General features: G+C 68.2%; 14 protein-coding genes and 1 tRNA gene. 9 read left to right on the forward strand and 6 right to left on the reverse strand.

The features are described 5' to 3' along the window. Positions 1–88 precede the first annotated feature (88 nt). Complete coding sequence (locus STHE_RS04020; protein ID WP_148219894.1) at positions 89–505, reverse strand: SH3 domain-containing protein; 417 nt, start codon at positions 503–505, stop codon at positions 89–91. A 274-nt stretch (positions 506–779) separates the two neighbouring features. Here STHE_RS04020 and STHE_RS04025 point away from each other — a divergent pair, with 274 nt between their 5' ends. Then, positions 780–2258: an aldehyde dehydrogenase family protein gene (locus tag STHE_RS04025; protein WP_012871289.1), complete on the forward strand. Its 1479-nt coding sequence runs from the start codon at positions 780–782 to the stop codon at positions 2256–2258. Between the two features lie 68 nt (positions 2259–2326). Here the strand turns inward: STHE_RS04025 and STHE_RS04030 are convergent, their stop codons facing one another. Beyond that, positions 2327–3658 carry a glycosyltransferase family 87 protein gene (locus STHE_RS04030; RefSeq protein ID WP_012871290.1) on the reverse strand — a complete coding sequence of 444 codons (1332 nt, stop codon included), beginning with the start codon at positions 3656–3658 and terminating at the stop codon, positions 2327–2329. A 297-nt stretch (positions 3659–3955) separates the two neighbouring features. Between STHE_RS04030 and STHE_RS04035 the strand changes: the two genes are divergently transcribed. Continuing rightward, entirely contained in the window at positions 3956–5293 is a 1338-nt protein-coding gene (locus STHE_RS04035) for a glycosyltransferase family 87 protein (protein WP_012871291.1), read from the forward strand. 91 nt (positions 5294–5384) lie between these two features. Then, positions 5385–6968 carry a glycosyltransferase family protein gene (locus STHE_RS04040; RefSeq protein ID WP_012871292.1) on the forward strand — a complete coding sequence of 528 codons (1584 nt, stop codon included), beginning with the start codon at positions 5385–5387 and terminating at the stop codon, positions 6966–6968. Between the two features lie 86 nt (positions 6969–7054). Here the strand turns inward: STHE_RS04040 and STHE_RS18700 are convergent, their stop codons facing one another. The 4 genes from STHE_RS18700 to STHE_RS04055 all read right to left on the reverse strand — a co-directional run bounded on the left by STHE_RS18700 (position 7055) and on the right by STHE_RS04055 (position 10744). Next, positions 7055–7228 carry a Flp family type IVb pilin gene (locus tag STHE_RS18700; protein ID WP_012871293.1) on the reverse strand — a complete coding sequence of 58 codons (174 nt, stop codon included), beginning with the start codon at positions 7226–7228 and terminating at the stop codon, positions 7055–7057. Between the two features lie 99 nt (positions 7229–7327). Further along, the gene (locus STHE_RS04045; RefSeq protein WP_012871294.1) at positions 7328–7519 is read right to left on the reverse strand and encodes a Flp family type IVb pilin; all 192 of its coding nucleotides are present in this window, start codon (positions 7517–7519) and stop codon (positions 7328–7330) included. 269 nt (positions 7520–7788) lie between these two features. Beyond that, a complete protein-coding gene (locus STHE_RS04050) occupies positions 7789–8877 on the reverse strand; it encodes a sensor histidine kinase (protein ID WP_012871295.1) in 1089 nt (362 codons plus the stop codon). Positions 8878–9187: 310 nt separating this feature from the next. Beyond that, positions 9188–10744, reverse strand: a complete 1557-nt coding sequence (locus tag STHE_RS04055) for a DUF2207 family protein (protein WP_012871296.1) — start codon at positions 10742–10744, stop codon at positions 9188–9190. 305 nt (positions 10745–11049) lie between these two features. Here STHE_RS04055 and STHE_RS04060 point away from each other — a divergent pair. The 6 genes from STHE_RS04060 (at position 11050) to mutS (ending at position 18293) form a co-directional block, all read left to right on the forward strand. Continuing rightward, positions 11050–11120 (forward strand) — tRNA-Gln (locus STHE_RS04060). A 59-nt stretch (positions 11121–11179) separates the two neighbouring features. Continuing rightward, positions 11180–12574 carry a bifunctional UDP-N-acetylglucosamine diphosphorylase/glucosamine-1-phosphate N-acetyltransferase GlmU gene (glmU, locus tag STHE_RS04065; RefSeq protein WP_012871297.1) on the forward strand — a complete coding sequence of 465 codons (1395 nt, stop codon included), beginning with the start codon at positions 11180–11182 and terminating at the stop codon, positions 12572–12574. 6 nt (positions 12575–12580) lie between these two features. After that, positions 12581–13519, forward strand: coding sequence for a ribose-phosphate diphosphokinase (locus STHE_RS04070; protein ID WP_012871298.1), 939 nt, complete (start codon positions 12581–12583; stop codon positions 13517–13519). 120 nt (positions 13520–13639) lie between these two features. Beyond that, positions 13640–14914: a hemolysin family protein gene (locus STHE_RS04075; protein ID WP_012871299.1), complete on the forward strand. Its 1275-nt coding sequence runs from the start codon at positions 13640–13642 to the stop codon at positions 14912–14914. 1 nt (position 14915) lies between these two features. After that, positions 14916–15452 carry a biotin--[acetyl-CoA-carboxylase] ligase gene (locus tag STHE_RS04080; protein ID WP_012871300.1) on the forward strand — a complete coding sequence of 179 codons (537 nt, stop codon included), beginning with the start codon at positions 14916–14918 and terminating at the stop codon, positions 15450–15452. A gap of 237 nt (positions 15453–15689) precedes the next feature. Further along, a complete protein-coding gene (gene mutS, locus STHE_RS04085) occupies positions 15690–18293 on the forward strand; it encodes a DNA mismatch repair protein MutS (RefSeq protein WP_245534878.1) in 2604 nt (867 codons plus the stop codon). Position 18294 lies beyond the last annotated feature (1 nt).

Raw genomic sequence — 18294 nt, forward strand, 5'->3', positions numbered from 1 at the left:
GGGGTACGCACGACCTCTGCGGGTGCCACCACGCTAGCGGCATCGCACGGTGGCCCCGACACCACCCGCGTGCCCGCGCCGCTCCCGTTTACGGCTCGTAGGGTGCCACCAGTGTGGCGGCGATCCAGCCCTCGGTGCCGTCTTCCAGGCGACAGCGCATCCAGGTGGTGTTGCCCGTCTGCTGCTCCTCGCCCAGGAACTGCAGGAGGGTGCCCGGTGCGAGGGTGCGTATCGGCGGCGAGATCGTGTTGGGTCCCGAGCGGAAGTTCACGTCGGTGTTGGCGCTCACCCGGTGCGTTGCCTGCCAGGTCGGCGTCGGCGGCGGTGGCGCCGGGGTCGGCTCGGCCGGTGCCGGCGTCGCCGCCGGCGTGGCAACGGCGGCCACCTCCGTCGGGGACGGCGTCGCGTCGGCGGCGCCGCTCGGGATGAAGTCGCTCAGGTAGGGACCGAGCCGGACGTAGATCCAAATAAAGCCCGCGATGATGATGAGGATGCTGATTGCCATGCTCAGACCGATCAGCATCCCCGACCGGCGCGAGCGTTGACGCAACCGTGAAGTCAGACTCGGCTCGACCATTGTCCCCCGCATCGCCTGACACACGCCCGGCCACCGCGGCGTGTGCATCCTGCCGGTATCCCGTTTCCGGGCGATTATACTACGCTCGGAACCGGCCGCCGCCGTGCTGCGGTGCGTCGGCGCGCAGTCGGGAAGCCCAAGACGGGGCGTGACGAGCAGCACGACCCGGTGGGATCGGTCATCGCAGGGACGGAGGGACCTGATGGCGCAGTTCAAGAACTTCATCGGTGGCAAGTGGGTGGACTCACGCAGCGGCGAGGAGTTCGAACGCACCAACCCGGCCACCGGTGAGCTGATCGGGACGTTTCCCAAGAGCACGGAGGAGGACGTTCAGGCTGCAGTCGAGGCGGCGCGCGAAGCCTTCAATCGCTGGCGGCTCTACCCGGCGCCGAAGCGGGGTGAGATCCTCTACCGGGTCGGCCAGCTCCTGATCGAGCGTAAGGAGCAACTTGCCCGGGAAATGACGGAGGAGATGGGCAAGGTCCTCACCGAGGCACGTGGGGACGTGCAGGAAGGCATCGACATGACCTTCTACATGGCGGGCGAAGGTCGCCGCCTGTGGGGTCAGACGACGCCGTCCGAGCTTCCCAACAAGTGGAACATGTCGGTGCGCAAGCCGCTCGGCGTGGTCGGCGTGATTACCCCGTGGAACTTCCCGCTGGCGATCCCGACCTGGAAGATCATGCCCGCCCTCATCGCCGGGAACACCGTCGTCTTCAAGCCCGCGAGCTACACCTCGCGCATGGCCGTGCGGCTGGTGGAGATCTTCCAGGAGGCCGGCCTGCCCGACGGTGTGATCAACCTGGTCATGGGCAGCGGCGAGACAGTCGGTAATGCCATCCTGCGCCATCCGGACGTCGCGCTCATCTCCTTCACCGGCTCGACCGACACCGGCACCCACGTCTCGGTCGAAGGCGCACGCCTGGGCAAGCGGGTCTCGCTGGAGCTGGGCGGCAAGAACGCGATTATCGTCATGGACGACGCTGACATCGACCTGGCGGTCGACGGGATCCTCTGGAGCGCCTTCGGCACCTCCGGCCAGCGCTGCACGGCCGCCAGCCGGGTCATCGCCCATCGCGCGATCCAGCAGGAGCTGGTCGAGAAGTTGGCCGCGCGTGCCGGCGGGATGCGCCTCGGCTACGGCCTGGAGGAGACGACCGACATCGGGCCGGTGGTCAGCGCCTCGCAGCTGGAGCGGGTCCACTCCTACGTCGCCATCGGCCAGGACGAGGGGGCCGAACTGGTGGTGGGCGGCAAGATCGCCCGCGACGGTGAGCTGGCCCGCGGCCACTTCCACGAGTCGACGATCTTCAACAACGTCAAGCCGACGATGCGCATCGCGCAGGAGGAGATCTTCGGCCCGGTCACGGCGGTCATCCCGGTGGACGGCCTGGATGAAGCGATCGAGGTGGCCAACGGCGTGAAGTACGGGCTGTCCGCCGCGATCTACACCCGGGACGTGAACAAGGCGTTCCGGGCGATGCAGGACATCTTCACCGGCATCCTGTACGTCAACGCCGGGACGATCGGCGCGGAGATCCACCTGCCGTTCGGCGGCACCAAGGCGACCGGCAACGGCCACCGCGAGGCCGGCCAGGCCGCGCTGGATGTGTTCACTGAATGGCAGAGCATCTACGTCGACTACAGCGGCCGCCTGCAGCGCGCGCAGATAGACACGTAGGGGGCGAGGACCCCTCACCCCCACCCCCCTCTCCCACCAGGGGAGAGGGGGCATTGTTTTGGATCCGGCTAGGTCGCCGGGGGGATGCTGGCAGCCGGGCTGTCGTAGCGGACTGGGTCACGCGTTGACTCAGTTGCTGCTTGCTCCCGTCCGAGGTGCCAGACGAGGAAGGCGAGGGACAGGATGACGCACCAAGCGAACGTGGATGGCCCTGGCGCGGTGGATATCGGCGGAGGGAAGAAGGTGGTTATCGGCGGGAGGAAGAGCATCAGCCCCGCCCCGACCGTGACCCACCAGGTGCGGGGTTGTTGCGCATAGACGGCGATGCCGGGGACGAGCAGGAAGGCGGCGCCGTGGGGGTGAACGTCGTAGCCCACCAGCAGCGTGACGAACATGGTGGCTAGCACTTGTGCGGCAAACCGTGGCGACTCGGGTGCCCAGTGGCCGCGCCAGATGCGGGGGAGCAGTGCGAGCGTCGCGAGCGAGAGGAGTGCGAGGAGGGCCTGTCCCTCCCGTTCACCGAGCCCGGGCACTGTCGCCGCGAGCAGCCCCCGCCAACTGATCATGGTCTCGGGGGTCATCTTGTACCGGGTGAGGACGAAGCCGTCCGCGTAGCCGAGCACTGTCGAGACGTAGGCAACGACCCCGTCTAGGCCCATGATGAGGAACGAAGAGGCGAGGATCACGCACCCGGCCGCGGTGAGTCCCCCGAGTGTCGCCCAACGACGCTTGAACAGGAGCACCAGTACCAGAGGCGCCAGGTACTGTGGCTTCAGGAGGAGGACGCCCAGCCAGCACCCGGCGCGCAGGTCATCCCGTCGTTCCAGGGCGAGGTAGCCCCGGTAGAAGGCGAAGACGAGCAGCCCGATCGGTTGTCCAACCAGGAGCCCACTGGGAACCGGCCACCACAGGAGGAGTGCTGCTACCGTGATCGCTCGGGAACTCCCCTGCACGCGCCGGGCGAGTCCTGCGATCGCAACCCCGAGCAGCGCGACATTGGCCAGGGTCCAGAGCACGAAGCCCCCGACTGGCCCCGCGAGGCTGAACGGCAGCACGAGCAGTTGGAACAGCGGTGGGTAGGGCACCGGGTTCACTTGCTCAAGCGTTACCCCCTCGCCGTAGTAGGCGTAGGTGGGCATGAGGTGCCGATGCAGCACCTCGAGGTTGTAGACCGAGGCCGGTCCGTCGCTGACGAACGCCCGCGCCGCGGCCCAGAACATGGCCCAGTCGATCCCGAGATAGAAGAAGAGCCCGGTGTAGTACAGGTGGGCTATCACGATGATGACGGGCTGGCTGGTGAGCAGCAGGAGTGCGAGCCAGCGCGCAGCCGTGCGTATAGCACGAATGAGTGACTGGCGCGATAGAGTGGTGATTGGAGCAGCATCGTCCTTACTCAGCATGGGTAAACTGTGCGGGGAAAACGGTCCGTAGCAAAGGCCCATCAGTACCAGATGCAGTGATGCCCCGGCGCCGGCTCACCGGCAGTGGCGGACATCCTCTCGCGAGGCGGCCCACGACCACCATCATGTGGGCCGGGCTGCGCCACCGCGTCGTGACGGTCATGGTTCGGCTCGACCAGTTCAGGACTTTGGTCACTCTCCTCTGCGGAGGTCCGCGACCTATCCTCTTCTCATATCGGTGCTTCGGTCACTCGCACGTGGTCATAGCCAGGTCGGTGGATCTCGGGGGAGACGATCTTGAAGGTAACCATCACCCACCCCGAAGGTGATGCCGAGGGTACGGCGCGATTCCGTACTCCCACGAGGCGGCTGGCCGAGACCGCTGGTGCGCTCCTCCCCGCGATGCTGACGGTGCTGGTGTCGATCATGGCGGTGACCATGATGCTCCAGTCCCTGGTGCATGGATGGATCGGCTGGCCGGCGTTCGACTACCGGGCGTTTGCCGCGGCGGGCCGGGCGTTCATCGAGCATGGCGCGGTTGGGGCCTACGATCTGCCGACTCTGACCCGCGTCGGGCGGGAGCTAGTGGGGAGCGATGACGCCACGATCCCGGTGGCGCCGTACCCGCCAGCGTTTCTGCTCCTCCTTGCCCCGTTTGGGTTGCTTCCCTTCATTCAGGGCTTCTTCGTCTGGTTCCTCATAAATCTGGCCGGCGCGCTCTACAGCCTCCACTCGCTGGCGGCGCGATTCACCTCCCATCGACGCAAGATGGTGCTGCTCAGCGTGCTCTCGCTCCCGGTCCTCGACGGCCTGTTGGTGGGGCAACCGATCGCACTCCTCCTCCTTGGAATGTCTGGCCTCTACCGTAGTCTGGAGTCCGGCCGGGACGGGCGGGCGGGGCTGTGGGGTGGGCTCTTGCTGTTCAAGCCGCAGTACGTCGTGCTCCTCACGCTCGTGCTCGCGCTGAAGCGGCGCTGGCGTGTGCTGGGCGGGTTCGCCATAAGCGGAGCGGGGCTGGCGCTCATGTCAGTGCTCGCCGCGGGGCTCGACGGTGTGCGGGCATACCTGCACCTGCTCGGCGGGACCGGGGCGATAGACAGTGACGTGTTGGGGATCAACCCGGAGGCGATGATGACCTGGCGCGGCCTGGTGGTTCACCTCGCGCCAGACGCTCCGGACATCGTCGCTGGTGGTGTGGTCGTGCTCCTGACTGCGCTCACCGCTGTTGCCATGGTCCCGGTATGGCGCGGTGCCTGGCTCCCCGGCAGCCCACGCTTCGCTTTACAGATGCTCGCCACAACGGCTGCAGGGTTGCTGGTGAGCTACCACAGTCACACGCACGGGGCAGCACTCCTGGTGGTCCCACTGCTCGCCGCGGCAGCCTCGGGCGTCCTTCCCAGGAGCGCCCAGGTCCTTGTAATCCTCGGCCTCCTTGTTTCGTCGGCACTCGTCATCCTGCTGGCCTGGCAGGAGATCGTATGGAGACCTGCCGTGGCTGTGCTCTTCGTCGCTGTCTGTGGCGGTCTGCTTATGGTCGGCCTCAGTGCGTTCCGGCGGAGCAGCCCCGAGCGGCGCACGGCGCTGGCAGTCCCGAGGCGGGAGGCGCGCGTGAGCTCGGAAGCAGGGCCGTCGTGAGCTCGGATGCGTCTGGATCCGGGCGCATCCTGGCGCGCCGGTCAGCCGACGGAGCCCAACGACTCCTGCTGGACCGCTTGGGAGGGCATTAGTGCGACCGCGCTTCTCGAGCGGTGCTCTGGTCGATCGGGAGCGGGGTGCTGCAGCGCTGCCGCGGAAGCCGGCCGATCGCGCGTGGCGGCTCGCGCTGCTCGCGCTGCTGCTGGGCACCTTCCTCTCTCGCCTCCCCTTCCTCTCTACGGTCCCCTTCAACGGCGACAGCGTGCACTACCTGTTGGCCATGGAGGCATTCGACCCGGCGCAGGCGCGGCCCCACCCGCCGGGGTATCCACTCTACGTGCTGTCGGGGAAGGCGGCGCGTTTGGTTGTGGGTGACCCGCACCAGGCGCTGGTGCTGCTGAGCGTGCTGGCGAGCGTGGTGGCGGTGTGGGGTGTTGTCCGGCTGGGCGCGGTCATGGGGAGCCCGGCGGTCGGGCTCTGGGCCGGAGTGCTCCTGGCCGTGAACCCGATGTTCTGGCTCCACGGTGAGTTGGCGCTGCCGTATGCGATCGAAGCCGCGGGGGCGGTGCTTGTCGCGCTGGCCGCCTGGGAGAGCTACACCCGGCTCCGCGCTCGCGCCGCGGTCTGGCTGGCGCTTGCCGTCGCGGTGGCGGGCGGATTCCGGCCGACGGTCCTCACGCTGCTGGCGCCCGTCTTCCTCTTCGGCCTCCTCCGGCTCGGCTGGCGGGATCGCGCGCTGGCGCTCGGTGTTACCGGGCTCGCAGTGCTAACCTGGCTCGTCCCGCTGGTGGTGCTGAGCGGCGGGGTCGGAACCTACCTCGAGCTCGTCCGGCGGCAAGGGGAGATCGCGGGCGGGAAGACGGCGCTCCTCGGTGGGGCGGTGGACGGGTGGGTGGAGAACTTCGGGCTCTTCCTCACCACGTTGCTGGCAGCAATACACTTGGTGCTCCTGGTCGCCCTGGTCGCGCTGGTTCGGCGGCGGCCGCGGCGCATCTCGGCCCGGGCCGTGATGCTGTGGCTGTGGGTCGCCCCGGCGGCGCTCACCTTCGCGCTGGTCCACTTCGGCCAAATCGGCTACATCCTGTTGGTTGTACCGCCGTTGCTGCTGCTGTCGCTGTTCGCGGTCGCCGGTGCGTGGCCGGATGTGGTGGCGAGCCGTCGGCCAGCGCCGGTGCTGGTGACGTGCGTCATTGTGAGCCTGGTGCTCTCCTGGGCCGGCCTGGCGAGACTGCACGACAACGAGGCGGCGTGGCGAATGGTCCGGGCTGAGCTAGCGACGCGACCGCCCGCGGAGACGGTTGTGCTGGCGCGGGTGTCGGAGGGCGGATCGTTCCAGACGGCCGTCTGGGTTCTGCGCGAGTACCGGGTGGTGGGGTTGACCGGAAGCGAGTCCGCGGCGCGCGGGGCGCTCTACGAAGCCCGGGGCGGGGACTGGTCGTACCGGGTCGACAAGGAGGCGATCGCCTGCCGGCTTGTGCCGCTGGACGGTGCGCGGCGGGTGGCGGTGTTGGACGATCTGCTGGTCGGATGGGTGCCGGATCTCACCGGATGGGAATCGATCGCGCTGCCTGGGGGGGAGCCGCTGCTGCTGCGCGACGTGCCGCCGGGGGCGACCGTCGTCGATCTCTCACGTGGAACGATTGCGGTGGTCGCGGGCGACGCGTCTGGGTGTTGATCCGGGATGCGGAGGCCGAGATGGCGACGCGACGGCCGCAGCCGCCGCGCCACGGTAAGAACGAAGTGTGAGCGAGAGCCGACGCCCTACTGCGTGTAGTTGAGGGCGTCGATCCCCGTCTGGTACGCGGCCTGGAGCATCGGACCGAGCGCGATCATGGCACCGATGACCACCAGCGCGACCGTGATGAGAATCAACGAGTACTCGACGAGCCCCTGGCCGTCGTGCGCACCGGGTTGCCGCTCTGGGTTGTGATCCATCGGCGTCCGTCCTTCCGGTGCCTGCTCGGTACGAAAGCGGCCCCGTCCAGCAGGTACGGGGCCGCTCACTCCGGTCAGTCAGGGAGTCTACTGCCCGCGCTAGGGTCGATCGCTGAGGGTGCCCGTGACATCGGTGAAGACCTCGCTGATTTTAACACCCAGCGCCTGCATGGCGACGATCGCGACGACGGAGATGAGCACCAGGATCAGGGCATACTCGACGAGGCCCTGGCCCTCGAACTGATCCTCGTCGACGTAGAGGCCGTACAGGGACTTGATGTACTCGACCATTTCATCCCTCCTATTGATGAATGACTACCGGATGAAACGACCCGAACTGATGCACTCAGGGACACGAGATCTAGATCCGGAAACCTGACCGGAAGTCTATTGTCTCCCTCCCTTCGTGTGCGGAAATTCCCTATCGGGAATTCCTGCCTTCATGCTCGGTACCACGAGAATGGATCCGAACTATCTAGGTGCAACATTAGGGGATGGGAAGCTGTAGCACAATGAACCGTTGGTCCTCATCGGCGCGGTCGTTTGTACCATTCCCGCAACTACGCAAGGGGGATGACCAGCGCCAGGCGAGTTGCGGTGTCGTCGACCGGCTCGAAATGTAGTTCGGCGCCGAGGTGGTCGAGGCGGCGCTGGACCGTCTCGTCGGTGCGCAACCGCGGCAGGGTTTGGTTGCGCTCCAGCCCCTGACCGCGGACCTCGATGCGGGCGGTCACCTGGGCGTCTTCGTAGCGGACGTCGATGTCGATCGCCTGGACGCCGTCGTCCGCCACGGCCGCGGCGATCGCCTCCTGCAGGAGGCGGTAGAGGGCGAGGCGTACCGGCTCCGCCAGGTCCCCGTCGTGGTCGGGACCGTCGATGTGGCCCTCGATCGGCCGGTTGCGACTGACCTGGGTCAGGTAGCGGCGCAGGGTCGGCACGACGCCCAGTTCGCGCAGCACCACCGGGCGCAGTTCCAGCAGCATGCGGCGGGACTCGGACAGGGCGTCCGCGGCTACGCGGCGCAGTTCTCCCAGCTCGGTGCGGGCCTGCTCCGGGTCCCGTTCCATCAGGCGTTCGCAGACTTCGGCCTCCAACAGGATGTTGGCAAGCGCCTGGGCTGGACCGTCGACCACGCGCTGGGCCAGGCGCAGACGCTCGTCCTCCTGGGCCTGGATGATGTCGGCGAAGGGGACACTCGGGAGCGCGACGGTGGCGCCGTGGCGGAGGCCACGGGTGCGCATGTCGCCCGCCCCCGACCTAGCGCCCTGGATCGTCAGGTAGGTTTCGGCCAGATCCACCAGGGTGCGCAGTCGCTCCTGATGGTCGCGGATGGTGCGCTCCCGCTCCTGGAGTTGTTCGAGCTGGCTGCGCATCATGAGCAGGCGCAACTCCACTTCATGGGCGGCGCGGAGCATGTCGCGGATGTCGGAGCGGGCGTAGGATTCCAGGTTGGCGTCCATCTCGCGAACGCGATTCGCGAGTTGCAACTCGCGCTGGCTGAGGCGATCCACCTCGCTTGCCGTCTGGCTGACGAGGAGGGCGATCTCCTGCAACGCCTTGGAGCCCTCCTCCAGTTCCGCGCGGCACTCGGCGGCCAGGGTCTCGAGGCGGAGGGCGAACTCTTTGGTCTGAGGTGGCGGCAACGACATGGCACAACTCCCGAGATCGACGACGCGAGCGCTCGACGGACGCGCCTGCCAGGCGCGTCGTGTGTGGAGCGTACGGCCAGTCGTCGGTGGGGAGAATGGTACACAGGTCCTGAAGTGTGGGTGGGGGAGGGCAAAGGGGACGCGCGTGGCAGCGGCTCGCCTGTGCTGCACGGCCAGGGCACCGTTCCGCACCTGGACGCTTTGTTCACGTCAAGACCGAACCACCCGGGACGTCGGCTGCCCCGGGTGGTTTGTCTTCGAGGTTGTGTCACGAGAGTGGCGAGCGAGGGCTGCCGCCGCTGTACGTCGCCTAGAAACTCCCGCCCGCGCCGCCGCCACCGGCGGATGCGCCGCCGACGCTGCCGCCGGAGGATGAGGACGGCGGTGAGACGGCAGTGTGGAACCCTACCCAGTATGGGTAGAAGCCCATGGACGAGCCAGGCTGCATGGTGGCGTTGAACCAGGCAGGCTGGTAGCCGGCTTCACTGGCCTCCTTCAGGCGGTCGTCGAGCGAGTCGACCACGCCGAAGGCGACTGCGTAGGGGAGTACCTCGTCAAGGTCGAGGACGGCGGCGAGGTCGTTCCGAGCGGAGGTGATGCCTTCCTTGTAGCCGCGCCAGGCGACGGCCTCGGCCTCACCAAACTGGGTGGTGTCACGGATACTCGCGGCGAGGATGAGGGTGACGAGCGACGCGATGCCGAGGAGCAAGGGACCGATCCCTGCCAGCGGCTGTTCGGCTCCACCCGCGAGCACAGCGGCGATGACGGTGACGAGGAACCCGACTGCAGCGGCCAGGTAGGCGGGGCGCCGTCGCGAACCCGGGTTCGGCGCGTAGAGGCCCTCGTGTTCCAGGTGCTTGCGGAGCTCCTCCCGTGTCCGGCTCCACTTCGAGCGCGAGGCGCGGAGTTCCTTGGAGGTGACGAGGCCTGCCCCGGCGCTGCTCCCCTCGAGGGCTTCCCACAGCGCGACTTCGAACGGCGTGCGGAGAAGGGTCCGATCGAGCAGACGGACCTGTACCTTCTTCTCGCCGGCCGGCTCGATGGCGAGTGCCCCGCGATTCGCCAGGTCGATGAGGGTGGCCTCAAGGTGCCGGTCCATGATGTGCCCGTCGACGAGGGCTCCGGCCACCGCGGGCGGCCGCGTGGATGGTGGCATCGTGGTAGGAGTGGCCGTGCCATGCGCGACCGGCCGCTCCCGGAAGCGGCGCAGGCCGATGGCGAAGACCAAGGCCGCGATCGCTGACGAGACGAGATTGACAATGCTGAAGACTCCCGCCGTCAGATCCTCCGCGATTTGCTCGAACCGGGATGGCGGCGGAGGCGGCGGCGGGCCGTAGGTGAGCGCGTGGGCGATGGCGTCGAGCCCGGCGCCGATCCCGGCCGCCGTCTGGTCTGCCCGGAGCAGCGGAATCATCTCCTCATCGATGATGCGCTGCAGCTCCGATTGGGGCAGGTTCCCGCCATCGAAGTGCTTTTCCCCGGCGTAGATGAACACCTCGCCGCGGCGGAGATTGTCGGGCTGGAGGTTGAAGAACATGACGACGCCGTCGCGGGCACCGGGAGCGGACTGCACATCCCAGGCGTCCATCAAGGCACGGGCGTCGGCTTCCGTCTCCCGCTGGGAGGCGTCGCGGGCCTGGAGGTAGACGATGACCGGGGCACCGGCGGCTTCGACGGCGGCGGCGCGGGCCTCCAGGTCGGCGAGCTCGTCGGCGGTGAGCAGACCGGTGGTGTCGTAGACGCGTTGCCCGGGCACCGGCTCACCGTACTCGGTCGCCCCTATGGCCGGGCTGGCGAGGAGCAGCATCAGAACCACGATCATGGTTGCCCAGGTGAGGCGCCGGATAGCTCGGGCGATGGTGCGCATAAGGACCCCCTTGTCCCTAAGAGCCGGTCCACGGGACCGTGAAAGGTCTACGTAAAGCATAGGCGGACACGATGGGAAGGGTCTAGATCAATGGGACAGGATGGGTGCGCCCGAAGGGACAGTGCAAGGGGTCGGCGGCTCGTCGCGGTTGACGAGATTCGTGGCGCGCGGCCCTGGCGCGTCGACGCATCCTCCAGGCTGGTGCAACAGCCACGGCTGTATTCGCCGCGTGGCCCGTCGGCACGCGGACTTCCTTGACACGGCGCGTTGCAAGCCGGTACCATTAGACGTGCGCTAGCGGCTGTTGGCGGGTGGTGAAATGGTATCACAAGGGCCTTTGGAGCCTTTGTTCCAGGTTCGAATCCTGGCCCGCCAACCGGATTTAGGCGCCGGGGCGGAACCGTACCGCCCTGCATCGTCAGGCGTCGGGCGGCAGTGAACTCGGACGAAACTGGTAGAGCGCAGTCACAAGTTGCCGCGGTCATCCTCGCCGCGGGCTTGGGTACGCGCATGAAGTCGCGTATCCCGAAGGAGCTGCAGCCCCTCGCCGGGCGCCCCGTGATCGACTACGTCCTCCGTGCGATCCAACCCCTCGCTCCCTTGCAGACGATCGTGGTGTTGAGTCCCGCCAAGGCGGGGCTGGCCGAACGCCTGCCGCCTGAGTGCGAGGTGGCCTGGCAACACGAGCCGCTGGGTACCGGCCACGCCGCGGCGCAGGCGCTGCCGCTGCTGCGTCCGGAGGTCCGCCAGGTGGTGATCCTCTTCGGCGATCATCCCCTTCTCTCGCCAGACACGGTGAAGGAACTCGTCGATACCGCCGTCCAAACGCGTGCGCTCGTGACGCTGCTCACCGCGCTGGTGGATGACCCGGCGGGCTACGGCCGACTGCGGCGCGAGGGAGGCCGCATCGTGGGGGTGATCGAGGCCAAGGAGGACGACAGCCGTTACGACGGCCCGGTCGAGATCAACAGCGGCATCTCCTGCTACCGGCGCGACTGGCTCGAGGAAGCGCTGCCCCAGGTGCCGCGGAGTGCGGTGGGGGAATACTACCTGACGTCGCTCGTGGCGATGGCCGCGAGTGCATCCGAGCCGGACCCACCGGTTGTCTCAGTCGTCGCATCCCCAGACGTCGCACACGGCGTGAATGACCGTGTAGAGCTGGCGGCGGCCGAGGCGATCATCCGGCGGCGGATCAATGAGCGGTTGATGCGTGCCGGAGTGGCGATCGTCGATCCGGCGACCACCTTCATCGACGACACCGTGGAGATTGCACCAGACGCGCGGATCGAGCCGTTCACGACGATCAGCGGTGCTTCCGTGATCGGTGAGGGAGCGCGCATCGGCCCGCAGGCCATCCTCCGCGACGCTCGGGTGGGGCCGGAGAGCGAGGTGCTGGCCTCGGTGATCGAGGAGTCGGAGATCGGGGCGCGGGTCCATGTCGGGCCCTTCACCCACCTGCGGCCTGGCACGCGGGTGGCGGATGATGTCCACATCGGTAACTACGTGGAGATGAAGAACACTGTGGTCGGCTCCGGGACGCACGTCGGACATGTCTCCTACCTGGGCGACGCCGAACTCGGGCGAGATGTGAACATCGGTGCGGGGACGATCACGGCGAACTACGACGGACGAGACAAGCACCGAACGGTGATCGGGGACAGCGCCTTCATCGGGGTGGATACGATGCTGCGGGCGCCGGTTACGGTGGGTCCCGGGGCGCGGACCGGAGCGGGGGCTGTGGTGCTCCGGGATGTCGCGCCTGGGGAGACGGTGGCAGGTGTTCCGGCGCGGCCGCTACCGCGCCGGACACAGGACGCGGGGGAGAGGTAGACAGGGATGGACGGCCGGCTGCAGGTTTTCGCCGGGAATTCCAGCCCAGCGCTTGCAAACCGGATCGTGAGCGAGCTTGAGGCGCCGCTGGGGCGGGCGATCGTTGGGGCGTGGAAAGACGGCGAGACGCGGGTCAAGCTGGAGGAGAACGTCCGCGGCTCGGATGTCTTCGTCATCCAGACGATGAGCCGGCCGGTAAACCAGAACTTGATGGAGTTGCTGGTCATCCTGGACGCGCTGCGGCGTGCCTCGGCCGCGCGGATCACGGCCGTGATCCCGTACTACGCCTATGCGCGGCAGGAAAAGAAGACGTCCGGGCGTGAGCCGATCAGTGCCAAGCTGGTCGCCAACCTGCTGGTGACAGCCGGCGCGGACCGGATCCTGACCATGGACCTGCACTCCCCGGCGATCGAAGGCTTTTTCGACATCCAGGTCGATCACCTTCGCGCAACGCCGATCCTGGCGGCGCACTTCCGGCGGCTCGGGCTGGACGATCTGGTCGTAGTGAGCCCGGATTCGGGCAGCGTGGCCCGCGCCGAAGAGTTCCGGCGGCGCACAGGTGGGTCGCTGGCCATCATCTCGAAGCAGCGGCCAGGGCCGGAGCGGGCCGAGGTGCTGGAGATGGTCGGCGACGTCGAGGGCCGCCACGCGGTTATCGTCGACGATATGATCTCCTCCGGTTGGACGCTGGTGAAGGCTGCCGAGGCGCTCCTGGCGCGCGGCGCGCGGAGCGTGCGTGCGGCGGCCGTGCACGGGGTCTTCGCCGGTGAGGCGATGCGGCTGATCCAGGAGTCACCGATCGAGAAGGTCTTTGTCACTGACACACTACCGTTACCGGAAGGGGTGTCGTCCGACAAGGTTGAGGTTCTGACCGTAGCGCCGTTGATCGCCGAGGCGATCATGCGGATCCATAAGGACCTCAGCATCAGCGCGCTGTTCACCTAGAGCGCGCCGGGCGACACCCTGCGGGGCAACCCCGCCACCGATCGGGCAGACCGATCGGAGCCCGGAGCCCGGAGAGCTATGGGGGCTCCGGCTGGAGGGGATCCCAGGAGTTGAGGGGGTTTGAGTACCGATAGTAGTTGGATAGAGTTAGCCGTCGCGGCTGTGGCGCTCCTGGTGCTAACCCTGGCTGCCTTCGTTGAAGCAAGCCTCGCGGCGGTGAATCGCGTCACGCTCCGCGAGATGATCGAGGAGCGAACCAGTCCCCACCGCGTCCAGTCCTTCATCGAGCATCCCCAGTTGATCCGCTCGACGATGATCCTTGTCCAGTTGCTCGCGGCGCTCGTCGCCGGGGCGATGCTCACGCGTGTCTTCACCCGCGAGTTCCCCAGCTACGGCCTGTTGCTGGCGCTCGTCGTCGGGACGATCGCCCTGGTGGTCGCCGGTCGGGTGCTGCCGGGCGCGCTGACCGCCAGTGAGCAGCGGGAAGAGTCGCGCCGCCTGAACCGGCTCAGCGCGGTGCTCGCGGGTGCGGTTTGGCCGCTGACGACGGTAGCCGACCTCATTATCCGCCTGGTCCGGCGTGGTGCGCCGGGCGAGGCCGGCAACGGCGAGGACGCCGGCGAGGCGCACGAGGGTGGGAACGGCGACCTGGACATCGAAGAGGACGAGCAGGAGATGATCAGCGGGGTGCTCGGCCTCGAGGAGGCGACGGTCCGCGAGATCATGGTTCCCCGGCTCGACATCGTGGCGGCGCCGCAGGACATGTCGATCTCGGAGGTGGTGGATCTGGCTCGCTCGGCCGGCCACTCACGTATCCCGGTCTACCGCGACTCAATCGACTCGATCGTCGGCGTGATCTACGCCAAGGACCTGCTCCGGTTCGTGAACGAGCAGGCGACCGGGGTCAAGCTGCTCGACCTGCTGCGCCCGGCGTACTTCGTGCCGGAGTCGAAGCATGTGGATGAGCTGCTGCGCGACATGCGGCAGGCGAAGGTGCACATCGCCATCGTCGTCGACGAGTACGGTGGGACGGCCGGCCTGGTGACGATCGAGGACATCCTTGAGGAGATCGTCGGCGAGATTCAGGACGAGTACGACCGCGAGACACCGCTGATCGAGCGGCTGGGGGCCGAAGAGGTGATCGTCGACGGCAGGATCGCGGTGGACGAGATCGCCGACATCTTTGAGACCGAGTTCGCCGAAGGGGAGACCGGCACGATCGGCGGGTTCGTGCAGAAGCGGCTTGGCCGGATCCCGAAGGCCGGGGAATCATTGCGAGCCGATGGCCTGCTCATCGAGGTGCAGGCCGTGGAGCACCACCGGATTCGCAAGCTCCGGGTGGTGCGCGTGCGTGAGGACGGGACCGCGGTGAGCGAAGAAGCCGGGGCAGCCTGACGTGAAGTGGCGCATCGAGCGACGGAACTCGGTCACCTCAACGATGGACGTGGCTGCGGATCTTGCAGGACGAGGCGCCCCGGCTGGAACGGTCGTCGTCGCTGACGAGCAGACGGCCGGTCGCGGCCGCCTCGGCCGGGTCTGGCTGGCGCCAGCCGGCACCTGCCTGCTCTTCACCGCGCTCTTCCGCCCGCCCCTCGCCGTGGCCCAGTCACCTACGCTGCTTCGGGACATCGGCGAGCGCGTGGCGGCGGCCGTCGCGGAGACGACCGGTGTCCAGCCCACCATCAAGGAGCCGAACGACCTCCTCATCGACGGCAGGAAGGTCGCCGGGATCCTGGTCCAGACCAGCATCCGTGGTGACCACCTCGACTACCTTCTGGTCGGCATCGGACTGAACGTCAACCTCCCTGAGGACCTCCTCCCGGTCCCGACTGCCACCAGTCTTCTCATTGCCACCGGACGTGAACATGACCGCGACGCGCTGCTACACGCGATCCTGCGACGCCTGGAAGAGGTGCCGGGGCTGGCAGGGTAAGGCGCGTGTCGTATTGCGTGTTCCGTGTTGCGTCCCCCTCACCCCCGGCCCCTCTCGGACGGAGCCCACAAGGGGAGAGGGGAAACGGACGCAACGCGGAACACGCACCACGCAACACTCCCCGGATGACGTGTCGGTGCGCTTGCGTATAATGCCTGCATGGCACAGGGTACGGCGAGGCAAGGGAAGACGGTTCGCAGCCGTGCGGGGAGGGGACGGTCCGGCGCGTCCGACCTCGTGCCGTCGCGGCGGCAATACCTCGACCTGAAGGCACAGCATCCCCACGCTATCCTCCTCTACCGCATGGGGGACTTCTACGAGGCGTTCGACGACGACGCGCGCGTGGTGGCCCGCGACGCGCGCATCACGCTGACTTCGCGTAGCTTCGGCCGGAACGGTCGGGTGCCGATGGCCGGCATCCCGTACCATGCGCTGAACCACTATCTGGCACGACTCCTGGCGCACGGGCACACCATCGCGATTGCCGAGCAGGTGAGTGAGCCAGGCCGGGGGCTGGTCGAGCGGGCTATCACGCGCGTGCTGAGCCCGGGAACGGTCGGCGAGGCGGCGCTCCTCCCGGAGGGCGAGAACCGGTACCTGGCGTCGATCTGCCCGTTCGGCGATCGGATTGGACTGGCGTGGGCAGACGTGAGTACCGGCGAGTTTGCGGTGACGGAGCTATCCGGGCCGCGAGCGCGCGACCAGCTTGCCGAGGAGCTGGCACGGCTGAACCCGGCCGAGTGCCTCGTTCCGGATGACGGGCGTGCCGACGACGTCGAGGTGGCGCATCGCACGCGGATGGAGCACTGGCGCTTCGAGCCGGAACGTGCGCGGGCGGAACTCACCCGACACCTTGGCGTACGCTCGCTGGTGCCGTTCGGCTGCGAGGATCTGCCTGCGGCGACAGCCGCTGCTGGGGCGATCCTAGCGTACCTGGAGCGGACCAACCCGGCGCTCTTGCCGCTGTTGACCGGGTTGCGGACGGAGTCCATCGACGGATGGGTAGGGCTCGACGCGGCGACGCGCAGGAACCTCGAGTTGACCCGGAGCCTGCGAACCGGTGGCACGCGCGGGAGCCTGCTCGGGATGCTCGATGAGACCCGGACCGCGATGGGCGCCCGCACCTTGCGCCGCCTGGTCGGCCAGCCGCTGCGGGATCTGTCCGAGCTGCAGCGGCGGCAGGCGGTGGTCGCCGGGCTGGTCGCGCGCCCCACCCTGCGGGCCGCGATCACGTCGTCCCTTGGTGGTGTGGGCGACCTGGAGCGGCTCGTCGGGCGGGTAACGCAGGGGCTGGGCACCGCGCGGGACTTCGTGACCCTTGGCGGGGCGTTGCGCGCCATCTCGCCGATCCTGGCTTCGCTCCGCGTCAGCGGCGACCCCGCGCTGGCTGCCTTCGCGGACGAGATCGACCCGTGCACCGACGTGCTGACGCTGGTCGAAGCAGCGGTCGAAGATGATCCGGAGGACGGGGCCCGCATCCGCGCCGGTTTCTCGCCCGAGCTGGACGCCGCTCGTGAAGGCGCCATGTCGACGCGCCGCTGGCTGGCCGGACTGGAGCGGCGCGAGCGGGAGCGGACCGGGATCAAGTCGCTGAAGGTCGGCTACAACAAGGTCTTCGGCTACTACATCGAGGTGACGCGGCCCAACCTCGCGCGGGTGCCCGGCGACTACGTCCGCAAGCAAACGGTGGCGACGGGCGAGCGATACGTGACGGCAGCCTTGAAGGAGGCGGAGGCACGCATCCTCGCCGCGGATGAGGAGATTGCCGCCCTCGAGCGCGCGGCGCTGGCGCGGCTGACGCGCGACGTGACCGCGGCGACCGGCCGGCTGCTGACAGCGGCGAACCGGCTGGCGCTGCTCGACGCGCTTCTGTCCCTGGCAGTGGTCGCCGACCGGGGCGGGTGGACGCGGCCGGTGCTGGAGGACAGTGCGACGCTGGAGATCATCGGCGGGCGCCACCCGGTGGTGGAAGCGAGCCTGGAGGGCGAGGCGTTCATCGCGAACGACTGCCGTCTGGGTGGCGAGGCGCCGCGGGTGCTGGTCGTCACCGGGCCGAACATGGGCGGGAAGAGCACCTACCTGCGACAGGTCGCCCTCATCGTGCTCCTGGCGCAGATCGGCTCGTTCGTCCCTGCGGAGCGGGCGCGGATCGGTCTGGTCGACCGGATCTTCACCCGCGTTGGCGCGCAGGACGACCTGGCGGGCGGCTCGAGTACCTTCATGGTCGAGATGCTGGAGACGGCCACCATCCTGCGCCAGGCGACCGAGCGCAGTCTGGTCATCCTCGACGAAGTCGGGCGCGGCACCGGTACGCAGGACGGGCTGGCGATCGCCCAGGCGGTGCTGGAGGATCTCCACGACCGGGTGCGGGCGCGCACGCTCTTCGCCACCCACTACCTGGAGTTGACCGCGCTTGCTGAGCGGCTGGCGGACGTGGCCAATGTCCACCTGGCGGCGCTGGAGACGGACGAGCGCGTGATATTCCTCTACGCGGTGCGGCCAGGGCCGGCCGACCGGGCGTACGGCATCCAGGTGGCGCGGCTGGCAGGGCTACCGCCCTGGGTGGCCGACCGGGCTGCGTCGGTGTTGCGGGGATTGACGGAGATGCGATCGGCACCGCCTCCTGCTCCCGCTGAGCGGGAGCTTTCGGCTCCCCGGGTGGCAGAGGATGGTGCGCCGTACCAGCTTACGCTCGACGGCTTCACGCCTGCGCCGTCGGAGGCCGAGCGTCTGGCTCGCGCGCTCGACTCGCTGGACCTGACGGCGCTGACGCCGCGGGAAGCGCTCGACTGGCTGTTCGAGCAGCAGGCGCGGCTCCGTGGCGGAAACCCGCGTCACTGAA

This window comes from Sphaerobacter thermophilus DSM 20745, assembly GCF_000024985.1.
GTDB lineage: Bacteria > Chloroflexota > Chloroflexia > Thermomicrobiales > Thermomicrobiaceae > Sphaerobacter > Sphaerobacter thermophilus.

Bases quoted from the DNA above. Each gene is read 5' to 3' on its own strand.
- STHE_RS04055 (WP_012871296.1), bottom strand. From the start codon at position 10,744: ATGCGCACCATCGCCCGAGCTATCCGGCGCCTCACCTGGGCAACCATG.
- STHE_RS04030 (WP_012871290.1), bottom strand. From the start codon at position 3,658: ATGCTGAGTAAGGACGATGCTGCTCCAATCACCACTCTATCGCGCCAG.
- STHE_RS04050 (WP_012871295.1), bottom strand. From the start codon at position 8,877: ATGTCGTTGCCGCCACCTCAGACCAAAGAGTTCGCCCTCCGCCTCGAG.
- STHE_RS04025 (WP_012871289.1), top strand. From the start codon at position 780: ATGGCGCAGTTCAAGAACTTCATCGGTGGCAAGTGGGTGGACTCACGC.
- STHE_RS04045 (WP_012871294.1), bottom strand. From the start codon at position 7,519: ATGGTCGAGTACATCAAGTCCCTGTACGGCCTCTACGTCGACGAGGAT.
- STHE_RS04020 (WP_148219894.1), bottom strand. From the start codon at position 505: ATGGCAATCAGCATCCTCATCATCATCGCGGGCTTTATTTGGATCTAC.
- STHE_RS18700 (WP_012871293.1), bottom strand. From the start codon at position 7,228: ATGGATCACAACCCAGAGCGGCAACCCGGTGCGCACGACGGCCAGGGG.
- STHE_RS04070 (WP_012871298.1), top strand. From the start codon at position 12,581: ATGGACGGCCGGCTGCAGGTTTTCGCCGGGAATTCCAGCCCAGCGCTT.